The organism is Arthrobacter sp. H5 (assembly GCF_000520595.1).
Classification (GTDB): domain Bacteria; phylum Actinomycetota; class Actinomycetes; order Actinomycetales; family Micrococcaceae; genus Arthrobacter_D.
In genome coordinates, this window is sequence record NZ_KI915002.1 from 1 (window position 1) to 22157 (window position 22157).

Consider the following 22157-nt stretch of genomic DNA (forward strand, 5'->3'; position numbering starts at 1 on the left):
TCAAGGGCAGGTTACTCACGTGTTACTCACCCGTTCGCCACTAATCCCCCCAGCAAGCTGGAGATCATCGTTCGACTTGCATGTGTTAAGCACGCCGCCAGCGTTCATCCTGAGCCAGGATCAAACTCTCCGTAAATGAAAAACAGACACGCACCCACCACCAAGGAAAAATCGGCAACAGGCACGCACAAAATTCGAAACCAGCCAAAAACAACCACACAACACCACAAAAGGCATCACATGGCCAAATTCAACCAATCAAAAAACAATCGGTATCAACAAACATGGCACACTATTGAGTTCTCAAACAACAGACACACCCGGCACCAAACAACACCCAAACAGGCACTGCCATCGCTCCGGAGCAACTTTTCAAACTTACCCGCCAAACCCAACCCGGTCAAATCAGCCGCCACACAGGCTCTCAAATCAGCTTTCGAAAGTGAGATGAACCGAAGTTCTATGAGTGGCAACCCGACCCGGATGCTCGATCAGCGCGGATATAAACTCTAGCACCGAATCCGCGTAGATGTAAACGGGCCGTCCGCTCAGGATTTGGCCGGCGTTAGGTATAGGACACCAAGGGGCGGAACGCGGACATCCGCGAACGCGGGTTGACCGTTCCACGGGCCCTCAGAGGCGTGGACCCCACCCGGGTTACGGACACCTGATCCGCCAAATTCCTCGGCATCAGTGTTGAGTGCCTCAACCCACTCGCCGGCCCATGGCAGGCCCAGACGGAACCCTTCATGCGGACCACCCGAGAAGTTTGCTATGCACACCAGCGGATTTCCCTGAGTGTCCCAACGGATGAAGGACAGCGTATTGCGAGCCCCGTCATTTTCGTCGATCCATTGGAAACCTGCAGGATCGTTGTCCCGCACATACATCGCTGGGGTCTCGCGGTAGATGTGGTTCAGCGAGCGCACCAGCTGCTGGACGCCCTTATGGGGAATGGTGTCGGAAAGCCACCAGTCGAGCCCATGCTGCTCCGACCACTCGGACTCCTGCGCAAACTCGGTGCCCATGAAGATCAGCTGTTTCCCCGGGTGTGCCCATTGGAAAGCCAGGTACGCACGCACGTTGGCTAGCTGCTGCCAGCGGTCGCCGGGCATTTTGCGGAGCAGCGAGCCCTTTCCGTGAACAACCTCGTCGTGGCTGATGGGCAGCAGGAAGTTCTCCGTGTAGGCGTACACCATAGAAAAGGTGGCCTTGCTGTGGTGGTAGGCCCGGTTTACCGGATCCTCAGCAACGTACTCCAGGGAGTCGTGCATCCAACCCATGTTCCATTTGATTCCAAAACCGAGGCCGCCGGAGCTCGTGGCGCGGGTGACGCCGTCGAACGCTGTTGATTCTTCGGCGATCATCACGATTCCCGGCGCACGCTTGTACGCTGTGGCGTTGACCTCCTGCAGGAAGGAAATCGCTTCCAGGTTTTCCCTGCCGCCGAAACGGTTTGGCCGCCACTGCCCTTCCTCGCGTGAATAATCGAGGTACAGCATCGAGGCCACGGCATCTACCCGAAGCCCATCGATGTGGAATTCCTCCAACCAGTACAGCGCATTGGCCACCAGGAAATTGCGCACTTCGCGTCGGCCAAAGTCGAAGATCAGCGTGCCCCAGTCGGGATGTTCACCCAGCCAGGGATCTCCATGCTCGTAGAGGGTGTCGCCGTCGAACCGGGCCAGCGCCCACTCGTCCTTCGGGAAGTGCGCCGGCACCCAGTCCATGATGACGCCGATTCCCGCCTGGTGAAGTTTGTCCACCAGGTGCTTGAAATCGTCGGGATGCCCAAACCGGGAGGTGGGAGCGAAGTAGGAAGTCACCTGGTACCCCCAGGACCCCCCGAAGGGATGCTCCGCCACCGGCATCAGCTCGACGTGGGTGAAGCCCTGCCACTGCACGTACTCAACCAGTTGATCTGCCAGTTGCCTGTAATCAAGCCCCACGCGCCACGAACCAAGATGAACTTCGTAGACGCTCATGGGACCGTTGTGCGGATCACTGGCGGGGCGAGCGTCCATCCATTCGGTGTCTTCAAAGACATACCGGGATTCGACAACGCGGGAACCTGTCAGCGGCGGCACTTCAGTGCCGCGCGCCATGGGGTCCGCCTTCTCCCGCCATTGGCCGTCGCGGCCGAGGATTTCGAACTTGTAACAGGCGCCGGCGTCAGCGCCGGGCACAAAGAGTTCCCAGATTCCCGAACTCCCCAGTGAGCGCATCGCATGGATCGAGCCGTCCCAGCCGTTGAAGTCGGCCTTCACCCTCACGACCTGGGCGTTGGGCGCCCAGACCGCGAAGCTGACGCCGTTGATGTCGCCGAGCATGGACGTGTAGTGGCGCACATGCGCGCCCAGCGCAGTCCACAGGGTTTCATGGCGCCCCTCAGCGATGAGGTGCATGTCGATTTCGCCCAGTGTGGGAAGGAAACGGTACGGCTCGTCCGCGATCTGTGGTTCGCCGTCATACGTCACCTCCAAGCGGTAGTCCGGAACTTGTCCGGGACGCTCCGCGGGCAGAGTGCCCACCCAGATTCCGTTGTGCTCGTGTGACAGTTCCACACGGTTTTCGCCCGTCATCGCGGTGACGCTGCGAGCCAATTTGCGCAGGGTTCGGATGGTGACCAGTCCATGCTCATCCAGGTGGGCACCCAGGACGGCGTGGGGCTGGTGGTAGCCGCCTTCTGACACGAGTTGAAGCACGTCGTCCGCGACGTGGACCGGCCCGCCACGGGAAGGCGCCGCCGCGGGCGCCGGCGCTGGTTCAACCGACGACGACGGCGCGGCCTCCGTCACGCGGTCCGCCTCGGAAGCGCCGCGGGTGTGAGCGCCAGCTCCAAGAATGTTCCGCACGGCATGGACAGGCACATCCACCCAGTCCGGCCGGTTCCTGAGCTCGTACACCACTTCATAGAGTGCCTTATCGAGCCACAGCGCCCTGAAGAGCGCGCCCTGTTTGTCCACGGTTCCGCCGGCCTCGCTGACGTAACCCTCGATGAAAGCCGCGACACCGTGCTCAGCCCACGCATCGGCGTCGGACACCGTTGCCTTTGACTCGTGCGCGGCGACGCCCGCGGCGTATTCGAGGGAACGGACCAGGCCGACGACGTCGCGCAGCGGAACGTCGGGGACACTCCGCTCGGACGCGGGGCGCAGAGGCTCACCCTCGAAATCGAGGACCACCCAGCCGCCCTCCCTTGTGTGCAGGATCTGGCCTAGGTGAAGGTCCGCATGGATGCGTTGAAGCTCCGGCAGACTGTCCAACCGGCGGACCTCTTCGATCACTGCGTTGATCGCGTCATCAAGGGGCCCGACTGCGGAACCGGCCTCCCGCCATGCCCACTGGATCCGGTGGATCAGGGATTCCCTGAACTCCGACATCTCGCTTGCGCTGGCAGGACGGCTACCAAAGGCAGTACCCAACTGCGTGTGGACCCGCGCCAGCACCCTCCCCAGCTCCCCTGCTTCAGCGGTAAAGGATGTTCCGGACGCCACGGCGGCTGACGCGGTTCTCCAGGCGTCAGTGCTGCCGGTGATGTAGTCGCGGAGCACGCTGAGGTGCCCCGTGACCCATTGGTCCTCCGCGCGAGAATCCTGCCAGCTGCCCGTGACCCAGCCGAAGGTAGCGGGCACGTCCTTGGATCCAGCGTCGGTGAGCTTGGCGCTGACCTGGACATCGGGGCTTTCGCCGGACGCGAGGACGCGGAAGAACTTTACAATCATGGGCAAGGCGTCCGGAGAAACAACCACCGAGGTATTGGACTGCTCACCGCTCATGACTGAGATTTTCAGGGGCGCTTCGCCGCCGGCGGACTCAGCGAATGAACCGAGGGCAAACCCGTTGGTCCGCCCGTCGGCGGTTGTCCCTGCTGTGCGCATCAACTCCACCCACGCTGAGACGAAGACTGGATCGTGGGTTCCGTCGTAGACCCAGCGGTGTCCCAGCTCGGAGTGCTCCGTCTCGCCCAGCAAGGCATGCTCAGCACCTGCCAGAGGGGCGGAGCGGTAGCTCAGGGGCACCTGGATGACGTCGCGTCTGCGTCCGGATTCCACCGCGATCAGGTGAACATCGATACCCACGTCCCCGGTGGGGTCCTTCAGACGAATGCCTCCAACGCGTTTAAGGGAGAATTCCCGCCCCTTTGCTGGAAACCAGCGTTGCTTAGGAAGCCAGGCAGTCAGCAGTTCAGGGAAGGAAGGTGTCAGGTCTGGCATTACTTTACTGCCTCCGAAATAGGGATCACGGGAAGGGCCTCGGTGAGAGGCGACGCAATATTGGAGCTCGCTGATCGCAGCCGCAGCCAGTAGAAGTCATGGCTGCCGAGCGTCAGGGTGAGCGCACCGTCGTCCGCAAAGGCAGGGAACGGCGTCCCTCCAAAGAGATCGCGGAGCCCCCGGCCTGCGTATTCGGGCAGCTTGAGGCTCGCCGCCACGGGGTGCTGTGAGAGGTTGAACACACAGAGCACGACGTCGGGGCGCTCGCCCTCCGGATTGCCTTCCGGAACCTCGCGCAGGAACGCAAGCACGGGCTCGGCCTCGGTGGGAACGTTGCGGTACGTTCCCAGACCGAATGCCGGGTGGGATCGCCTGACGGCGAGCATCTGCCGCATCCAGTGCAGCAGCGAACTTGAGCTGGCCAACTGCGCCTCCACGTTCACGTGGTTGTAGTGGTACACCAGCGACTGGACTACCGGCAGGTAAAGCTTGCCCGGGTCCGCGGTGGAAAATCCAGCATTCCGGTCCGGATTCCATTGCATTGGAGTACGCGACGCGTCCCGGTCTTCCAACCAGATGTTGTCCCCCATGCCGATCTCATCGCCGTAGTAGAGGAACGGGCTGCCGGGAAGGGACAGCAGCAGCGCGTGAATCAGCTCAACTTCGGCGCGGGAGTTGTCCAGCAACGGCGACAGACGACGGCGGATGCCCACGTTTGCGCGCATGCGTGAATCGGGTGCGTACCACCCCAGCATCGCTTCACGCTCTTCGTTGGTAACCATCTCAAGGGTCAGCTCGTCATGGTTTCGCAGGAAGGTTCCCCACTGCGCACCTGCGGGAATCTCAGGTGTTTCGGCCATCGTTTCAATGATCGGCGCCGCCTTTTGGTCCCGCAGAGCGTAGAAAAGCCGGGGCATGATCGGAAAGTGGAAGCACATGTGGCATTCCGGACCGTCCTCGTCGCCGAAGTACTCCACCACTTCCTCGGGCATCTGGTTTGCTTCCGCAATGACCACCCGGCCCGGATAGTTTTCATCCACCATGGTGCGCAGGTCCTTGAGGAAGGCATGCGTTTGCGGCAGGTTCTCGCAGTTGGTGCCCTCCTCCTCGAAGAGGTAGGGGATGGCATCCGCGCGGAAGCCGTCAATACCCTGGTCCAGCCAGAACTTGACGACGTCGAACAATGCCTCGATGACCTTGGGATTCTCAAAATTGAGGTCAGGCTGGTGGCTGAAGAACCGGTGCCAGAAAAATTGTCGCCGCACGGGGTCGAAGGTCCAGTTGGACTCCTCGGTGTCGACGAAGATGATGCGCGCATCCTCGTACTTCTCGTCGGTGTCGCTCCAGACGTAGAAGTCTCCGTACGGTCCTTCGGGATCGTTTCGTGATTCCTCGAACCAATGATGCTTGTCCGAAGTGTGGTTCAGGGGAAGATCGATGATCACCCGGACTCCGCGTGCGTGGGCCTCCGCGACCAGCCGCTTGAAGTCGCTGATGGTTCCGAACTCATCCAGGACGTCGTAATAATCGGCGATGTCGTAGCCGCCGTCACGCAACGGGGATTTGAAGAACGGTGGCAGCCACAGGCAATCCACCCCAAGCCACTGCAGGTAGTCCAGCCTGTCGATCAATCCCGTGAAGTCACCCGATCCGTCGCCGTTGGCGTCCGCGAAACCGCGCACCAGCACTTCGTAAAAAACTGCCTTGCGGTACCAATGCGGATCATGTGCAAGACCTGGCGCATTCAGTTGAAACGGGTTTGCCACTAGGGCTTCCTCCTGACGGAAAGAATGTGCGCTGGCTCCACATGGGCATCCAGCCTGACATAGTTATGGGCTCCCCACTGCCAGCTTTGACCCGTGATCAGATCATCCACCCAGTAGGTGCCATCCTCGTTGCAGTCCTCCCGGTCCAGTCCCAGCGCTTCGAGATTGAGGGATATTGTGCTTTCCCGGGCGCTGTGCGGATCGAGATTGACGACGACGACGATGGCGTCCTTCGCGCCACTTGTTTCCTTATACTTCGAAAACACCAGGGTGGCCGGATCGGTGCTCTGGTGAATTGTTAGATTCTCCAGGTCTCCCAGCGCGGGATGTGCGCGGCGGATCTCGTTGAGGCGGGTCAGGAACGGGGCCAGGCTGCGTCCTTCAGCCTCAGCCTGTTTGAAGTCGCGCGGCCGGTATTCGAACTTCTCATTGTCGATGTATTCCTCGGCGCCGGGCCGGGCAACGTGCTCACAAAGCTCATAGCCCGCATACACGCCCCATAGGGGGCTGGCCATCGCCGCGAGCACCGCACGGATTTTGAAGCCGGCCGGGCCGCCATACTGCAGGAACTGAGTGAGGATGTCCGGGGTATTCACAAAGAAGTTGGGCCTGAAGAAGGCTGCCGTCTCCTGGCTGACCTCGGTGAAGTACTCCTCCAGTTCGGTTTTGGTGTTCCGCCAGGTGAAGTACGTGTAGGACTGCTGGAAACCGGCGCGGCCCAGCGCGTGCATCATGGCCGGACGGGTGAAGGCCTCCGCGAGGAAGACCACGTCCGGGTGGGTCTCGTTGACCTTGCCGATGAGCCATTCCCAAAATGCGACGGGTTTGGTGTGCGGGTTGTCCACCCTGAAAATCTTCACTCCGTGCTCCACCCACAGGAGCACAATCCGCAGAACCTCCCGGGAAAGACCAGCCGGATCGTTGTCGAAGTTAATTGGAAAAATATCCTGATACTTCTTCGGCGGATTCTCGGCGTAGGCAATGGATCCGTCCACCCGTGTGGTGAACCATTCGGGGTGTGAAGTCACCCACGGGTGGTCCGGCGCGGCTTGAAGCGCCAAGTCCAGCGCTACCTCAAGGTCAAGTTCGTGGGCGCGCGAGACAAAGGCGTCGAAGTCGTCAAAAGTTCCCAGATCCGGGTGGATAGCGTCGTGTCCACCTTCCGCCGCGCCGATAGCCCAGGGCGAACCCGGATCACCGGGCCCCGCCGTCAACGTGTTGTTGGGGCCCTTGCGGTGTGTCCTGCCGATGGGATGGATGGGCGGGAGATAAATAACGTCGAACCCCATATCCGCAACCGCTGGAAGCCGTTGTGCCGCGGTGATGAAGTTACCGGAAGTCCACTCCGCCGAGGCTGGATCATAGGTGGCTCCCTCTGATCTCGGGAAGAATTCGTACCAGGCGCCACGGCCAGCAGCCTCACGCTCAACCAGCACAGGGTATTCCCGGGATACTGTCACCAGTTCGCGCAGTGGATCGCGGTCTATGGCTGTCCGGATCTCCCGGGATTCGCCCGCGGCCAGCCGTTCTTCCACGGGACGTTCGACGTCGGACAGCACTGACGCCGCCCTGCGGAAAACGCCAGCTTCATTGGTCGGCCTGTCGGGCGCGTGTCGGCTGAACAGTGCGGCGCCTTCGGCGAGCATGAGTTCGACGTCAACACCGGCCGCGATTTTGACCTCCGCGTTGTGATGCCAGGTGCCGTAGAGATCGCTCCAGCCCTCCACCACAAACGAATGCCTGCCCGCAGCAGACGGCCGCAGCAGCCCTTCGTAACGGTCCCTGCCCATGCCAACCGGCTTCAGCCTCACCCGTTGAATCTCCGTGCCTGAGGGGTCCCGCAGTGCTGCCGACACACCGAGCTGGTCGTGCCCCTCGCGGAACACCGTTGCACCAACAACGATGTCCGATCCGGGAATTGCCTTGGATGGAAAGAGCCCGTCCTCCACCACCGGTGTAACCCTGGTGATGGGAATGCGGCCAAATCGCAGATTGTCGCCCATGAATGCGTCTTTCCTGTCGCGTGGTCCCTCGTTGGAAGTGGTCACAGACTAGACGTTAGCGAGTATTCAGCCAGATTGCTAAGGGGGCTGTCCGTAACACAGCGGTTATTTCGGGGTTTACGCAAGCGTTTACGCATTGCGTCCAAAATCGACAACCACGGACCGTCAATGTGCGCTAACCTACCCGGGTGAAGGCAATCCGCAGATTTACCGTCCGTACCGTCCTCCCCGAGAACATTGCCCCTTTGGGCAAGCTCGCGGGCAACCTCCGCTGGTCCTGGCACCTCCCCACCGCGCGGCTGTTCCATGACATTGATCCTGACGCCTGGGAAGCCAGCGGCAACGATCCCGTCACACTGTTGGGATCCGTCACCCGGGAGAGGCTTCAGCTGCTGGCGGGTAACCAGGAGCTGGTGACCCGCATCCAGGATCTGGGCCGGGACCTGGACGGCTATCTGTCCGAACCCCGTTGGTATCAGTCGCTGGGCGACGACGCCCCGCGCTCCATCGCCTACTTCTCCCCGGAGTACGGCATCAGCGCTGTACTGCCGCAGTATTCCGGCGGCCTCGGCATTCTGGCCGGAGACCACCTGAAAGCCGCCTCCGACCTTGGCGTGCCCCTGGTGGGAGTTGGACTGCTCTATCAGGCGGGCTACTTCAAGCAGTCGCTGTCCCGCGACGCCTGGCAGCAGGAAACCTATCCCGTGCTGGACCCGGACGGCCTCCCGCTCACGCTCCTCCGCGAGGAGGACGGAAGCGCCGCGACGGTTGTTCTTCCGCTCCCCAACGGGCGTGAGCTCTCCGCCCATATCTGGAGGGCCGACGTCGGACGCGTGCCACTTCTCCTCCTGGACTCCAACGTGGCCGGCAACGATGAAGCCGCACGCAACGTCACCGACCGCCTGTATGGCGGTGGCGGAGACCAGCGGCTTCAGCAGGAGCTGCTGCTCGGCATGGGCGGGGTCAAGGCGCTGCGGATTTTCGAGCGGCTCACCGGCATGCCTGCGCCCGAGGTGTTCCACACCAACGAGGGCCACGCCGGGTTCCTTGGAATCGAGCGCATCCGCGAACTGATGGATCCCTCCAACGCGCACCCCATGTCGTGGGAAGAAGCCTTGACCGCTGGCCGGGCGTCCACGGTGTTCACCACTCACACACCGGTTCCTGCCGGCATTGACCGCTTTGAACGCGCGCAGATCGAGCACTTCTTCGACGCCGGCCTGGCGCCCTCGGTGCCCACGGACCGTGTCCTCGGGCTGGGAGCGGAGAACTACGACGACGGCGATCCGGCCAAGTTCAACATGGCCGTCATGGGTCTCCGCCTGGCACAGCGGGCCAACGGCGTGGCCAAGCTCCACGGTGAAGTATCCCGCGGGATGTTCTCCGGGCTGTGGCCGGGATTCGATACCCGCGAGGTTCCCATCGGCTCGGTCACCAACGGGGTGCACGTTCCCACTTGGGTTGATCCGCTGATCGCGGACTTCGCGCTTGAGCGGTTCGGTGTGGATTCCATCCTGGATCCCCAATGGGCCCGGGTCTACGACGTCGAGGACGCGGACATATGGAAGCTGCGCCGCATCATGCGCTCCAACCTCATTGACGATGTCCGGCGCCGGCTGCGCGCCTCCTGGAAGAAGCGGGGAGCTGCCGACGCCGAACTCGCGTGGACGGACAGTGTCCTTGACCCTGACATCCTCACGATCGGCTTTGCCCGCCGCGTGCCGACCTACAAGCGGCTCACCCTCATGCTCCGGGAGCCGGACCGGCTCAAGGCGCTGCTGCTGCACCCGACCAACCCTATCCAGCTGGTCATTGCCGGCAAGTCTCACCCTGCCGATGAGCAGGGCAAGCGCATGATCCAGGATCTGGTGCGGTTCACTGACGACCCGGAGGTCCGCCACCGGATCGTTTTCCTGCCCAATTACGACATCGCCATGGCCCGCACCCTGTTCCCCGGCTGCGATGTGTGGCTGAACAACCCGCTGCGCCCGCTCGAGGCGTGTGGCACGTCCGGCATGAAGTCCGCGATCAACGGCGGGCTGAATCTGTCCGTCCTTGACGGCTGGTGGGACGAGATGTACGACGGCGACAACGGCTGGGCGATCCCAACTGCCAATAACGGCGCCAGTGCCGAAGAACGGGACGACATCGAGGCAACGGCGCTCTACAACCTCTTGGAGGAGCAGGTCGCTCCTCGGTTCTACAGCACCATTGCGCCGGCGGGCGCGGGCGCGGCCGGCCCTTCCGCACCATCGCGCGACGGCGTTCCGCACCAATGGGTGGCCATGATCAAGCACACGATGGCCAAGCTCGGACCAGCCGTATCAGCTGAGCGGATGCTGCAGGATTACGTTGGGAAGCTCTACCAGCCGGCCTGGCGCGCCGGCCGCATTGCAACAGAGAGCAACTTCGATGCCGCGCGGCGGACGGCGGCCTGGCGCTCGCGCATCAATGATGGGTGGTCCGGCGTCCAGGTGGAGCACATCGATTCGATCGGCGTGACCGAGGATCCACAAATCGGTGACTCACTGACGGTCAATGCGTACATTTCACTGGGCAGCATCAGCCCGGATGATGTCACCGTGGAGGTGGCGTATGGCCGGGCTTCGGACAGTGACGAGCTCAGCGACGTTTCCCTGGCCAGCCTGGAGGTCTCGGAGGACCTCAGCCGCGGCCGGTTCCTCTTCAGCGGCGGAATTGTCATCGACCACTCGGGGTCCTTCGGCTACACCGTCCGGGTGCTCCCACGCCACGAAAGTCTGGCCTCCAAGGCGGAGCTCGGACTGGTGGTCAACGCCTAGCAGTCAGGCCTGGATGCGGCCCGCCCGGTAGACCGTCACCGAATTGGACGCCGCGATGTCCGTCTCGCCCGCGCGAAGACGTGCGCCGCGGCGTTGTTCGTTGAACTCCGACGTGGTGAATCGCAGTTCGAACATCTGCTTCGCGGTGTCCGGCACGCCGAACTCGCGCAAGGTAGCCGGCTCCGGCAGCGTGATGGGCGCATCCTCCAGGCTGCCATTAACAACCACCAGTCCGTCGAGGACGCCGTCGGGAGATCCCAACAGCACTTGAACGGCGCGGCAACCCGGATTGGACCACTGGTCCTGGGTCATCGGCGACCCATCTGCGCCAAACCACAGGAGGTATGAGCTGTCCTCGCGCGCAGGATAGCTGTGCGGCTGCTGCTCCAGGAACTCGCGTCGGATGCGGAGCAGCGAACGGGTTGTGTCCAGCATGGCGGCTGCCTGCGGGCCGTGGTTCCAGTTCAGCCACGCAAGCTCGGTGTCCTGGCAATAGGCGTTGTTGTTGCCGTGTTGAGTGCGCCCGAATTCGTCGCCGGCAGTGATCATCGGGACGCCAAGTGACAGCAGGAGGGTGGCCATCAGGTTGCGGGCGGTCAGGGACCGGGCAGCAATGACGTCCTCCTGCTCCGTTGGCCCCTCGACGCCGTGGTTGAAGCTTCGGTTGTCATTGTGGCCGTCGCGGTTCTCCTCGCCGTTGTCCTCGTTGTGCTTGCGGTTATACGCGGTGAGGTCGGCAAGGGTAAAACCGTCGTGCGCGGTGATCAGGTTGATGGAGGAGAGGGCCGTACGTCCCGAGCGCGCAAAAACATCGGCCGAACCGGCCAGGGAACTTGCAAGGCGCGCAACCGAGCCGCCCTGGCCGCCACGGCTCAGCGCCGCCTGGTCGGCGAGCCAAAAATCGCGGGCGGTGTCTCTGTAACGGTCATTCCAATCGGCCCACCCCTGCGGGAAGTTGCCGGTCTGCCAGCCATTCATGCCCACGTCCCAGGGCTCAGCGATGAGCTTGGTTCCCTTCAAGACAGCGTCCGTGCCCACGGCCACCAGGAAGGGGTGAAGCGGCGTGAACTGGTGATTTTCATCGCGCCCCATGGCAACGGCAAGGTCAAACCGGAAGCCGTCAATCCCCAACTCCTCAACCCAGTAGCGCAACGAATCGAGCGCAAACCCCACCACTCGGGGCTCGGCAAAGTTCAGGGTATTGCCGCAACCGGTGGTGTCCAGGTAGCGGCCGTCGCCGTCATGGCGGTAATAACGCGTGTCCGCGAGTCCGCGCCAGCTGAGCACAGGCTCATCCTGCGGGCCCTCAGCGGTGTGGTTGTAGACCACGTCCAGGAGGACCTCGATCCCGGCTTCATGCAGGAGCTTGACCATGCCCTTGATCTCATCCAACACCGCTTTGGGCCCGGCGCTGCGGGCAGCCTCGGTGGCGTAGGCCGAGTGCGGCGCAAAGTATCCAAGTGTGTTGTAGCCCCAGTAGTTGGTGAGGCCCAGCGGCTCGAGATGCGGCTCATCAATATGAAAGTGGATGGGGAGAAGCTCCACCGCAGTGATACCAAGGTCCTTGAGGTACCCAATCATCACGGGGTGTGCCAGCCCTGCGTACGTGCCCCGGAGTTCCTTGGGAATGTCGGGATGGAGCTGCGTCATTCCTTTGACGTGCGCTTCATAGATCACCGTGTCCCGCCAGGGGATGCGTGGCGGTGAGGAGTTTCCCCAGTCGAAGCCGCCGGAGACCGTCATTGACCAGTACACTGCCCGGCCGTTAGCCCAGACCGTATCGATTGCCCTGGCATACGGGTCCACCAGGAGCTGGACCTCTCCGGGTGTGCCGGGAAGTTCCTGGTTCACCGGCCAGAAACCGTAACGGCTCTCCGGATGCAAGCCGTCAACCAGTCCGTGGTGGACACCATCGGTCACATCGGGGAGCGCCGCCGAGTCCCAGGTCCCGTCAGCGCGCTCAAAATGGATCTCAAGGGCCGACACACCGGGGGCGTAGACGGCAACATTCCGCTTGCCCGGCTGACCTGACACAGCGGGGTGCACACCCAGGGGGAACGCAGGGGACGGCGGACTCAGTTTGATGGACAGGCTCATGGTGGTTGTTCGTTACTCCCGGGCGTCAGGCTGAGCGCTGGCGGGAGATTTCGTACAGGCTGATGCCCACAGCCATGGACGCGTTCAGCGACTCCATGGCCGAATCGATGGGGATGGACACTATCTGGTCGCAGTTTTCCCGGACCAGCCGGGACAGGCCCTTGCCCTCCGAGCCAACCACCAAACACACGGGCTCCGAGCCCAGGGTGAGGTCGGGCAGCGAAACATCGCCGTCGCCGTCGAGCCCCAACACAAAAATACCAAGGTCCTTGAAGGACTTGAGCGTGGAATTCAGGTTGCCTACCCGGGCAACCGGTACGCGGACAGCAGCCCCCGCGCTGGTCTTCCATGCCGAGGCCGTGACGCCGACCGAACGCCTTTCCGGAACAATGACGCCGTGTCCGCTGAACGCCGACGCGGAACGGATGATGGCCCCAAGGTTGCGGGGATCCGTGATTCCGTCGAGCGCCACGAAAAGCGGTGCATTGGAAATATGGCCCTTCTTCCACTTGGCCATGGTTTCGCCCGCGAGGTCGAGCCCGTCCGCGTACTCGTACGGCGGGATCTGCAAAGCCACTCCCTGATGCACAGAGCCGTCAGCCATGCGGTCCAGCTCCGGCTTGCCGGTCTCCATGAGCGGGATGCCGCGCTCGGTGGCAAGCTTGAGGGACTCCCGGACCCTGTCATCGACGTCGATACGGACGGCCACATGGAGCGCTTTCGCTGGGATGCCGGCCCGCAGCGCCTCGACCACGGCGTTGCGTCCCGTCACCAGCTCCTCCGCCGCTTTGCCTTTGCCGCCTCGCCCTGGTCCGGGGTTCCGGCCGCCGGCGCGCTTTGCGGCAGAGCGCTCGGAAAGCTGCTTGCTCTTGTGGGACTTATGGTACGGGCGGTCCTCGGCCTTGGGTGTGGGCCCTTTGCCCTCAAGAGCCTTCCGTCCGTGGCCCCCGGTACCGGTTGTGGGGCCCTTTTTCAGTTTGCGCACCGCGCCGGGACGTCCGTGATTGGCCATGGGAAAACACCTTTAGATAGAAGACACGCTTACCCCCAGTTTACGCGGGGGCCGGGCCTTCGGAATTCAGCGCTCCGCCAGGCTCCACTGAACGCCGTCAGCGGAGTCCTCCACCGCAATTCCCGCCTGTGCCAGCGCATCACGGATGGCGTCCGCCCGGGTCCAGTCCTTGGCCTCCCTGGCGGACGTGCGCTCCGCCAACTGCGATCGGATCAGTGAATCAAGCGCCGTATGCTCCGGGGCGGACGATTGACCGTCCGGGTCCTGTACATCATCGAGTCCCAATGCCCAGATCATGGTCATCACCTTGTTCAGCGCCTCCTCCGCGACCGCCGTATCCCCCGCTGCGAGTGCCGAGTTTCCACCCCTCACCGCTTCATGCAGAACGGCGAGGGCCCGCGGGACATTCAGGTCATCATCCATGGCCTCGCCAAATGCGGGCGGGAGGTGCGCCATCGGGGCGAAGGCGAAAGAACCGCCGTACACCTTGCTGCAGGCCTTTCCAACAAAGCCGTCAATGCGTTCGACGGCGGCAGCCGCCTCCTGCAGCGACGTTGGCCGGTAGTCCAGAACGGACCGGTAGTGGGCCTGGCCCAGGTAATAGCGGACAACCCTGGGGCTGGCGATGGCCAGCATCTCCGCGGGGCTGACGGTATTACCGACGGATTTGGACATCTTCTCGCCCTGATAGGTGACCATGCCGTTGTGCATCCAGAACCTGGCGAAGGCGTGACCGGCCGCCTGGGACTGTGCCATCTCGTTCTCGTGGTGGGGGAACCTCAGGTCCAGGCCGCCGCCGTGGATGTCGAATTCCATGCCCAAATACTTGGTGACCATCGCCGAGCATTCCAGGTGCCAGCCTGGGCGTCCACTGCCCCAGGGGCTGGGCCAGGCCGCCGTCGTCGGCTCTCCTTCTTTCCACCCCTTCCACAGCGCGAAGTCGCGCGGATCCCGCTTTCCCCTCGGGTCGGCGTCGGGTGCTCCCTGCATGTCGTCAATGTTCTGCCGGGTCAGCGAACCGTAGTTCGCCCACGATCGCACGTCGAAATACACGTCACCTGAGTCATCAAGTGCGGGGTAGGCGTGTCCGCGGTCGATGAGCAGTTGGATGAGCTCATGCATTTCCGGGATGTGACCGGTGGCGCGGGGCTCGTAGGTGGGGCGTTGAACACCCAGAGTGTCATAAGCCTTGAGGAACTCCTGCTCATACCGGTAGGCAAGGGCCCACCATTCCTCGTTTTCCACGACCCCGTCCTCTGGCTGTTCCATCCAGTCCAGCCCGAAGGACGCCTTGGACTTAGCGAGGATCTTGTCATCGATGTCCGTGACATTGCGGACAACCGTGACCTTGTGCCCGCGGATCTCCAGCCAACGGACCAACTGGTCAAACGCGATCGCTGAACGGATGTGGCCAACATGCGGCATCCCCTGCACCGTGGCACCGCAGTAGTAGACGCTCGCCGTTCCCGGATTGAGGGGGACAAAGTCGCGGACTTCGGCGGTTGCGGTGTCATAGAATCTGAGGCTCACCGCTCCAGATTACCCGGCGTGGGATCGCCCACAAGCACGACGACGGCGGTTGCCACCGCAGCGATCCCTTCACCTTTGCCGGTAAATCCAAGCCCGTCGCTGGTAGTGGCGGACACACTCACGGGCGCGCCGGCGGCTTCACTCAGGGTGGCCTCAGCTTCCTGGCGGCGTGGCGCGAACTTGGGGCGGTTCCCCACAAACTGGACAGCAATATTTCCGATGTCAAAGCCGGCCTCGCGGACAAGCCGTGCAGCTTCGGTCAGGAGGGTTGTCCCTGATGCGCCCTTGAACTCCAGTCGGTCGGTCCCAAAATGGGTTCCAAGGTCGCCTATCCCGGCTGCCGAGAACAGGGCGTCAGCGGCTGCGTGCGCCACCGGATCGCCGTCGGAATGACCTGCCAGTCCGCGCTCCCCCTCCCAGTGCAGGCCCGCGAGCCACAGGGGCTGCGGATCGTCAAGTGGTGCGTAGGCGTGGATGTCCACACCGATCCCGGTGCGTGGAATGGGGTTCATGGATGCCTCCGCTGCAGGATGGATTCGGCGAGGATGAGGTCCTGCGGTGTGGTGATCTTGAAGGCTTCCGCCGCACCCTCCACTACGTTGACGGGGATGCCAAGCGATTCGATCAGCATCGCGTCATCGGTGATGTGCCCGTCGGCAGGCGTGTCATGCGCCCGGCGAAGAAGACCTGCCGAAAACCCCTGCGGTGTCTGGATGGCCCGGAGATTGGCCCGGCTTGGCGTACCTGTCACCTGCCCGCCGCTCACGCTCTTGATCGTGTCAACCACTTCGACGCCGGGAATCACCGCCTGCGCCCCCTGGACCAGTGTCTCCGCGACCCGCTGGAAAACATTGACTGGAGTCAGCGCGCGCGCCGCATCGTGGACGAGGACATGACTGATGGTGGAAGGAAGTGCAGCCAAACCCGCGCGTACCGATTCGGGACGCGACGCACCGCCGTCGACCGTTGTTACGATGCCACGGTGCTGGTGTGAACCGGTCACTGAATCGATGATGTCGCGGAGCACAGTGTCACCTGCCGGAACCACTACACAGGTGTGTACGGCGACGCCCGACTCAAGGCACGTTGAAAGCGCATGTTCCAGCAGCGTGATGCCGCCGCAAAGTGCCTGAGCCTTGGGCACACCCAGCCCCAGGCGCTCGCCGGTACCCGCCGCGACGAGGATGATCCCTGTTTGCTGTTCCAACACGGGCTTACCCTAGTGCCAGACAGACAAAAAGAGGGACCGCCGCGTGGCAGTCCCTCTCAAAGTCAGGAAGCAAGTACCTCGTCCAGGACGCTTGCCGCTTTCTCTTCATCTGTCTTTTCAGCCAGAGCCAGTTCGGAGATCAGAATCTGTCTGGCCTTTGCCAGCATCCTCTTCTCGCCAGCCGACAACCCGCGGTCATGATCCCGGCGCCAAAGGTCACGGACAACTTCCGCGACCTTAATGACGTCACCGGAAGCAAGCTTCTCCAGGTTGGCCTTATAGCGACGCGACCAGTTGGTGGGCTCTTCAGTGAACTCGGCCCGAAGCACATCAAAAACATGCTCGAGGCCTTCCTTGCCCACTACATCGCGCACCCCAACGAGGTCAACGTTTTCTGCTGGAACTTCAATGGTCAGATCACCCTGCGCCACCTTGAGCTTGAGATACATCTTCTCTTCGCCCTTGATAACGCGCATCTTGATCTCTTCGATCTTCGCTGCGCCGTGGTGAGGATAAACTACTGTTTCGCCGACCTCAAAAACCATGTGGACATTCCCCTTTCCCGCAGATCAGTTTATCACGAATTCGACACGCCGATGGCGCGTTTTCGCAGGTCAGCACGGCCTAATGGGTTTTATTGGTTATCCTTCGCCCCTTGACGAATCAGTCTTTAGGTGATCTATATCATTTCGTTGGCTAACCTGATGGCCAACAATTCGACTGGTTGCCGATAGGCTTGTCTCAGCTTTGTCCGCCGGTCAAGTTGACCAGTTACCCTCAGGAGTCCGTGCCGTGAAGAGTGCACCGAAGAAACGAGCGCAGCAGGCCGTGGCTGCCGGGGCAGCAGTGTTCGCCATCCTTGGAGCCACCGGGTGTGCCGCCGTCAATCCGCAGGCAACAACCATCCAGTACGCGGCATCCGACGGCATCGTTGACAGCGTTGGCCCGGTGCTGTTGCGCAACGTCCTGATCATCACGTCGGATGAAGGGGAACCGGGAACGCTGCTGGGAACACTTTTCAACGAGTCGGACTCTGCGGTTCAGGTCACGATTGACGGCGAGAACGAGAGCTCACAGATCACCATCCCCGCTGAAGGTAAGTACGTCTTCGAGGACGAGGTCGACGACGACGGCACCCTGCAGGGCGTCAGCGAAATCCCCGGCGCACTGGTGGACCTGGATTTCACCGTCAACTCAGAGTCCGCCACGATTCGCGTTCCCGTCCTGGACGGCACGCTGGAGGCGTACCGCGAATACGTTCCCGGCGGATTCACACCGGACCCGGAGCCCACTGAGGAAGAAGACAGCGAGTCCGAGGGCGAATAGGCCTCAAGCCTCGTACTTGTAACCCAGCCCCCGCACGGTGACCAGGTAACGGGGATTCGAGGGATCAGGCTCCACCTTGCTGCGCAGGCGCTTGACGTGAACGTCGAGCGTTTTGGTGTCGCCAACGTAGTCCGATCCCCAGACCCTGTCGATCAGCTGCCCACGGGTCAGCACCCGACCAGAGTTACGCAGGAGCATCTCCAGCAGCTCGAACTCTTTCAGCGGCAGGGAAACCTGCTCGCCGTTCACGCTCACCACGTGGCGTTCAATGTCCATGCGCACCGGGCCCGCCTGGACGGTGTTGGACACCAGCTCCTCAGGTTCACCCTGCCGACGAAGCACCGCCCGCACCCGGGCAACAAGTTCGCGCGAGGAGTACGGCTTGGTAACGTAATCGTCCGCTCCAAGCTCCAGTCCAACAACCTTGTCGATTTCGGAATCCTTGGCCGTCAGCATGATCACCGGAACGGTTGACCGCTGCCGGAGCTGTCTGCAGACTTCGGTTCCGGACATACCGGGCAGTTGCAGATCAAGCAGAACAAGGTCGGCGCCGGCGCGGTCAAACTCGAGAACCGCGTCGAGGCCGTTGTCCACGACCGCAACCTCGAACCCTTCCTTGCCGAGCAAATAGGACAGTGGATCACTGAAGGACTCTTCGTCCTCCACAATCAGGATGCGGCTCAAGCACTAACTCCTTGCTCATGGGCAGCAGAGCCGCCCTTTTTGTCGCTTTTTCGCGCCTTCTGCTGATCTGGTGCCTGCCCGCGCGCGTCCGGGCCGGCGTCGTCGGTCTCTGCCGGTTCCATCTCCGGGAGGCGAACAGTGAACGTGCTCCCCTGGCCCGCCTGCGACCATACAGTGACCTCGCCGCCGTGGTTGGAAACCACGTGCTTCACGATGCTGAGGCCAAGGCCGGTTCCTCCCGTTTGCCTGGAACGCGCCGCGTCGATGCGGTAGAAGCGTTCAAAGATCCGCTCCTGCTCCTCAGGCGTGATGCCCAGGCCCTGGTCCGTGACTGAAATCTGCGCCAGCCCGTCGCGGGAACGCAGGCCCACGCCTACCCTGGTCCCCTCAGGCGAGTACCGGATGGCATTGTCAATGAGGTTGCGGAACGCGGTCATGAGCAGGTCCGGATCGCCGTACACCAGCTCGTCCACCCGGCCGCCCACCACAATGTCAATGTGCTTGCTTTCCGCTGGCAGCTTGTTGCGGTCCACGGCTTCGGAAATTACGGCGTTGATGTCCACGGGCTTGCCTCTGCGAACCACGTCGGCGCCCTGCAACCGAGATAGCTCGATGATGTCCTGCACCAGCGCGGAAAGCCGGCCGGACTCCTTATGCATGCGTTGGGCGAACCGCCGGACAGCAACTTCGTCCTCCGCGGCGTCATCCATGGCCTCTGCCAGGAGGGAAATGGCGCCCACCGGCGTCTTGAGTTCGTGGGAAACGTTCGCCACGAAGTCGTTCCGGATCTCCTCGGTGCGGGTGATCTCAGTCCGGTCATCGGCCAGAATCAGGATATACTCTTCGCCGAGCGAAGCGACCCTCGCCTGCACTATGATGGTGCCCTGGCCCAGGGGGCCGCGGGGAAGCTCAAGGTGGCGCTCCTCAATGACACCGTCCCGGCGAACCCTCGCCGTCAGTTGCAGTAACTCAGGATGGACAACCGTATGGCCGCGGACCAGACCAAACGCGTACGCCGCGGGACTGGCCCTGACCACACCATCGATGGCATCGACGATCACGTAGGCGCGCCCGATGATGGACAGCACCTCCGCGGCGCCTTCGGGAAGGTTGGGCTCGTCAATGTAGATCACCGCGCGCCGCTGCACCTCGCTCAATCGGAAGGCAGCCATCCCGGAAATGCCGATGGCGAGGCCCACCAAACCGGCGGCAAGACTCAGGAGAACGGGATCCACGTTCATAGCTTATGCGCACTGCGGGGGCGCAAACCCTGATCCGGTGGCAATAGCCCCGCGGTTCAACTAACGTTCACCTAAAGAGGCGTAACAGTTAACGGGCAACTGAGAATCTGCTGTGTGGGACTGTGCAACTGCGCGTCATGCAACACATGAGGAAAGGACGCCTTCGTGCGTAAGGTTTTTCAAGCGGAGCTTCACCAGATCGGTGAGGGGCTCATCGAAATTTCGCAACTTGTCTCGGAGGCGATGCAGAAGGCAACCACTGCCTTTGAAAGTGCCGACACCGAGATAGCGCAGGAAGTTATCGCGGCTGACGCCAGAATCGATTTCCTGCAGAATGACCTGGATGAGCGCGCCATTGACATCCTCGCGCTGCAGGGTCCGGTGGCAAGTGACCTGCGCATGATTGTTGGCGCGCTGCGGATGAGTGCTTCACTGGAGCGGATGGGAGACCTCGCCCGCCACGTAGCGCAGCTGGCCCGTCTGCGGTTCCCCGAAAACGTTGTCCCCGAGGCCATCCGTCCCACGTTTGTGGAGCTTGCGGAACTGGACGTAAAGATCGCAGTCAAAGTCACCGAGCTTCTGGAGACCCGTAATCTGGAGCTCAGCAATGAGATCTACGCCCACAACGCGCGGGTGAACGAACTCCACGCCGGTGTTTTCAAAGCCATCGCCACCGAGGACTGGAACGCTTCCGCCCCCACCACCGTTGACGTCACCCTGGCCAGCCGCTACTTTGAACGTTTCGCAGACCACGGCGTCTCCGTAGCCCGCAAGGTGACCTACCTGGTCACGGGCGAGTGGCAGCCCAGCGCGCCGCTCAACTAAGAGCCCTTAACGTACGATGACGCCGGGTCTCCACGCGCTCGTCCCTCGCTTGGTCACCACCGGAAACGGGCCGGCGTCGTCGTACATGGTTGGTTAGTGCTTGCCCTGGTTCGCCACGGCTTCGATTGCCGCTGCCGCCGCATCCGCATCCAGGTAGGTGCCGCCGGCCTTGACCGGCCTGAGGTCCTCATCCAGCTCGTAAACCAGTGGGATTCCGGTGGGGATGTTCAGGGAGGCGATGTCGGCGTCGCTGATGCCGTCGAGGTGCTTGACCAGCGCCCGGAGCGAGTTGCCATGGGCCGCGATCAGCACGGTTTTGCCCGCCTTGATGTCCACAGTGATGTCCGATTCCCAGTAGGGAAGGAAGCGTTCCAGGACGTCCTTGAGGCACTCTGTGCGCGGCACGTCGTCGCCAAGGTCCGCGTAGCGGGGGTCGTTTGCCTGTGAGTACTCGCTGGCATCGTCGAGGGGCGGCGGCGGAGTGTCGTAGGACCGGCGCCACTCCATGAACTGCTGCTCGCCGTATTCCGCGAGCGTCTGAGCCTTGTCCTTGCCTTGGAGTGCGCCGTAGTGACGCTCATTCAACCGCCAGTCGCGCTTGACATCGATCCAGCTGCGGTCGGCGGCCTCCAGCGCGAGATTCGCGGTGATGATGGCGCGCTTCTGGCGGGACGTGTACACGATATCGGGCAGAAGCCCTGCCTCGACCAGCAGCTCGCCGCCGCGGACGGCTTCCTTGCGGCCCAGCTCCGTCAGTGCCACATCTACCCAGCCGGTGAAGAGGTTCCTCTCGTTCCAGTCACTTTGGCCATGGCGCAGCAGAATCAGTTTGTATGAAGTCATGGCATCAGTCTGCCGTATTTGGGCTTCGGCGGCATCCGGGCGTGCTTCTGTTACCCGTACTCTTTTAACGGTGCGGCATGAATCGATCTCTCCCGGGAAAATGACCGGAAGCATCACCCGCGGCACCACCAATCCCAACCGGCTGCGCAGGCTGGATCGCTGGCTCGCCGGGCCGCAGGCCTGGCGTCTTCGAGCGGCGGCGGACCCGCTGGTGGTCGATCTGGGTTACGGAGCTGGTCCAGTCACGGCCGTCGAGCTCTTCGCCCGGCTGCGGGCAGTGCGCGGGGATGTATCGGTGGTTGGGATCGAAATCGATCCGGCACGGGTGCTGGCGGCCCGGCACCTTGAACAGCCCGGGCTGCGCTTCCTGCGGGGCGGTTTCGAGATTCCGGTGGATGGCCAGCCCGTTTTCATTCGTGCGTTCAACGTGCTGCGGCAGTATGGCGAAGACGAGTATGCCGCGCACTGGACCCGCGTCTGCACCCGTCTGATGCCTTCCGGATTGTTCATCGACGGTACGTGTGACGAGATAGGGCGTCGTGCAACGTGGGTTGCCCTGTCCCCTGCCGGCCCGGTGTCGCTGAGTATCTCGATGAGGTTTG

General features: G+C 62.4%; 16 protein-coding genes, 1 rRNA gene and 1 pseudogene. 5 read left to right on the forward strand and 13 right to left on the reverse strand.

The genetic code is table 11. The features are described from left to right. A 16S ribosomal RNA gene (locus Y708_RS0113970) occupies positions 1–136 on the reverse strand; the annotation flags it as partial. Here Y708_RS0113970 and Y708_RS30460 point away from each other — a divergent pair. After that, positions 136–513 (forward strand): hypothetical protein, encoded by a 378-nt coding sequence (locus Y708_RS30460; RefSeq protein WP_216699799.1) that lies wholly within the window; start codon positions 136–138, stop codon positions 511–513. The genes Y708_RS0113970 and Y708_RS30460 overlap by 1 nt on opposite strands. A gap of 35 nt (positions 514–548) precedes the next feature. Here the strand turns inward: Y708_RS30460 and glgB are convergent, their stop codons facing one another. The 3 genes from glgB to Y708_RS0113985 are packed head-to-tail and all read right to left on the reverse strand — an operon-like array spanning position 549 to position 7986. Further along, positions 549–4217, reverse strand: coding sequence for a 1,4-alpha-glucan branching protein GlgB (gene glgB, locus Y708_RS0113975; RefSeq protein ID WP_028280407.1), 3669 nt, complete (start codon positions 4215–4217; stop codon positions 549–551). Continuing rightward, the gene (treS, locus tag Y708_RS0113980) at positions 4217–5983 is read right to left on the reverse strand and encodes a maltose alpha-D-glucosyltransferase (RefSeq protein ID WP_028280408.1); all 1767 of its coding nucleotides are present in this window, start codon (positions 5981–5983) and stop codon (positions 4217–4219) included. The genes glgB and treS overlap by 1 nt, the downstream gene beginning before the upstream one ends. Next, positions 5983–7986 carry an alpha-1,4-glucan--maltose-1-phosphate maltosyltransferase gene (locus tag Y708_RS0113985; RefSeq protein WP_028280409.1) on the reverse strand — a complete coding sequence of 668 codons (2004 nt, stop codon included), beginning with the start codon at positions 7984–7986 and terminating at the stop codon, positions 5983–5985. The genes treS and Y708_RS0113985 overlap by 1 nt, the downstream gene beginning before the upstream one ends. A 188-nt stretch (positions 7987–8174) precedes the next feature. Between Y708_RS0113985 and glgP the strand changes: the two genes are divergently transcribed. Beyond that, positions 8175–10787, forward strand: a complete 2613-nt coding sequence (gene glgP / locus Y708_RS0113990; RefSeq protein ID WP_028280410.1) for an alpha-glucan family phosphorylase — start codon at positions 8175–8177, stop codon at positions 10785–10787. A 3-nt stretch (positions 10788–10790) separates the two neighbouring features. Here the strand turns inward: glgP and glgX are convergent, their stop codons facing one another. From glgX to Y708_RS0114020, 6 genes are all read right to left on the reverse strand, one after another. Next, positions 10791–12884 carry a glycogen debranching protein GlgX gene (gene glgX / locus Y708_RS0113995; protein ID WP_028280411.1) on the reverse strand — a complete coding sequence of 698 codons (2094 nt, stop codon included), beginning with the start codon at positions 12882–12884 and terminating at the stop codon, positions 10791–10793. Between the two features lie 25 nt (positions 12885–12909). Then, positions 12910–13896 (reverse strand): 23S rRNA (guanosine(2251)-2'-O)-methyltransferase RlmB, encoded by a 987-nt coding sequence (gene rlmB / locus Y708_RS0114000; RefSeq protein WP_028280412.1) that lies wholly within the window; start codon positions 13894–13896, stop codon positions 12910–12912. 66 nt (positions 13897–13962) lie between these two features. After that, positions 13963–15426 carry a cysteine--tRNA ligase gene (gene cysS / locus Y708_RS0114005; protein ID WP_028280413.1) on the reverse strand — a complete coding sequence of 488 codons (1464 nt, stop codon included), beginning with the start codon at positions 15424–15426 and terminating at the stop codon, positions 13963–13965. Further along, positions 15423–15938, reverse strand: a complete 516-nt coding sequence (gene ispF, locus Y708_RS25165) for a 2-C-methyl-D-erythritol 2,4-cyclodiphosphate synthase (RefSeq protein WP_035776408.1) — start codon at positions 15936–15938, stop codon at positions 15423–15425. The genes cysS and ispF overlap by 4 nt, the downstream gene beginning before the upstream one ends. Beyond that, on the reverse strand, positions 15935–16636 hold the full coding sequence (ispD, locus tag Y708_RS0114015) for a 2-C-methyl-D-erythritol 4-phosphate cytidylyltransferase (protein WP_028280414.1): 702 nt from the start codon (positions 16634–16636) through the stop codon (positions 15935–15937). The genes ispF and ispD overlap by 4 nt, the downstream gene beginning before the upstream one ends. Before the next feature lie 62 nt (positions 16637–16698). After that, positions 16699–17181, reverse strand: a complete 483-nt coding sequence (locus tag Y708_RS0114020; RefSeq protein ID WP_028280415.1) for a CarD family transcriptional regulator — start codon at positions 17179–17181, stop codon at positions 16699–16701. Positions 17182–17428: 247 nt separating this feature from the next. Here Y708_RS0114020 and Y708_RS0114025 point away from each other — a divergent pair, with 247 nt between their 5' ends. Further along, entirely contained in the window at positions 17429–17962 is a 534-nt protein-coding gene (locus Y708_RS0114025) for a hypothetical protein (protein ID WP_028280416.1), read from the forward strand. Between the two features lie 3 nt (positions 17963–17965). Here the strand turns inward: Y708_RS0114025 and Y708_RS0114030 are convergent, their stop codons facing one another. Beyond that, on the reverse strand, positions 17966–18646 hold the full coding sequence (locus Y708_RS0114030; RefSeq protein WP_028280417.1) for a response regulator transcription factor: 681 nt from the start codon (positions 18644–18646) through the stop codon (positions 17966–17968). Further along, the gene (locus Y708_RS0114035; protein ID WP_028280418.1) at positions 18643–19881 is read right to left on the reverse strand and encodes a sensor histidine kinase; all 1239 of its coding nucleotides are present in this window, start codon (positions 19879–19881) and stop codon (positions 18643–18645) included. Before Y708_RS0114035 ends, Y708_RS0114030 begins: the two co-directional genes overlap by 4 nt. Before the next feature lie 171 nt (positions 19882–20052). Between Y708_RS0114035 and phoU the strand changes: the two genes are divergently transcribed. Next, positions 20053–20712: a phosphate signaling complex protein PhoU gene (gene phoU / locus Y708_RS0114040; RefSeq protein ID WP_028280419.1), complete on the forward strand. Its 660-nt coding sequence runs from the start codon at positions 20053–20055 to the stop codon at positions 20710–20712. A 93-nt stretch (positions 20713–20805) separates the two neighbouring features. Here the strand turns inward: phoU and Y708_RS0114045 are convergent, their stop codons facing one another. Further along, positions 20806–21555, reverse strand: a complete 750-nt coding sequence (locus Y708_RS0114045; RefSeq protein ID WP_028280420.1) for a phosphoglyceromutase — start codon at positions 21553–21555, stop codon at positions 20806–20808. Positions 21556–21655: 100 nt separating this feature from the next. Here Y708_RS0114045 and Y708_RS29880 point away from each other — a divergent pair. Beyond that, positions 21656–22157, forward strand: a pseudogene (locus tag Y708_RS29880) (class I SAM-dependent methyltransferase); the annotation flags it as partial.

Bases quoted from the DNA above. Each gene is read 5' to 3' on its own strand.
- Y708_RS30460 (WP_216699799.1), top strand. From the start codon at position 136: ATGAAAAACAGACACGCACCCACCACCAAGGAAAAATCGGCAACAGGC.
- glgB (WP_028280407.1), bottom strand. From the start codon at position 4,217: ATGCCAGACCTGACACCTTCCTTCCCTGAACTGCTGACTGCCTGGCTT.
- Y708_RS0113985 (WP_028280409.1), bottom strand. From the start codon at position 7,986: ATGGGCGACAATCTGCGATTTGGCCGCATTCCCATCACCAGGGTTACA.
- glgX (WP_028280411.1), bottom strand. From the start codon at position 12,884: ATGAGCCTGTCCATCAAACTGAGTCCGCCGTCCCCTGCGTTCCCCCTG.
- rlmB (WP_028280412.1), bottom strand. From the start codon at position 13,896: ATGGCCAATCACGGACGTCCCGGCGCGGTGCGCAAACTGAAAAAGGGC.
- ispF (WP_035776408.1), bottom strand. From the start codon at position 15,938: ATGAACCCCATTCCACGCACCGGGATCGGTGTGGACATCCACGCCTAC.
- Y708_RS0114020 (WP_028280415.1), bottom strand. From the start codon at position 17,181: ATGGTTTTTGAGGTCGGCGAAACAGTAGTTTATCCTCACCACGGCGCA.
- Y708_RS0114045 (WP_028280420.1), bottom strand. From the start codon at position 21,555: ATGACTTCATACAAACTGATTCTGCTGCGCCATGGCCAAAGTGACTGG.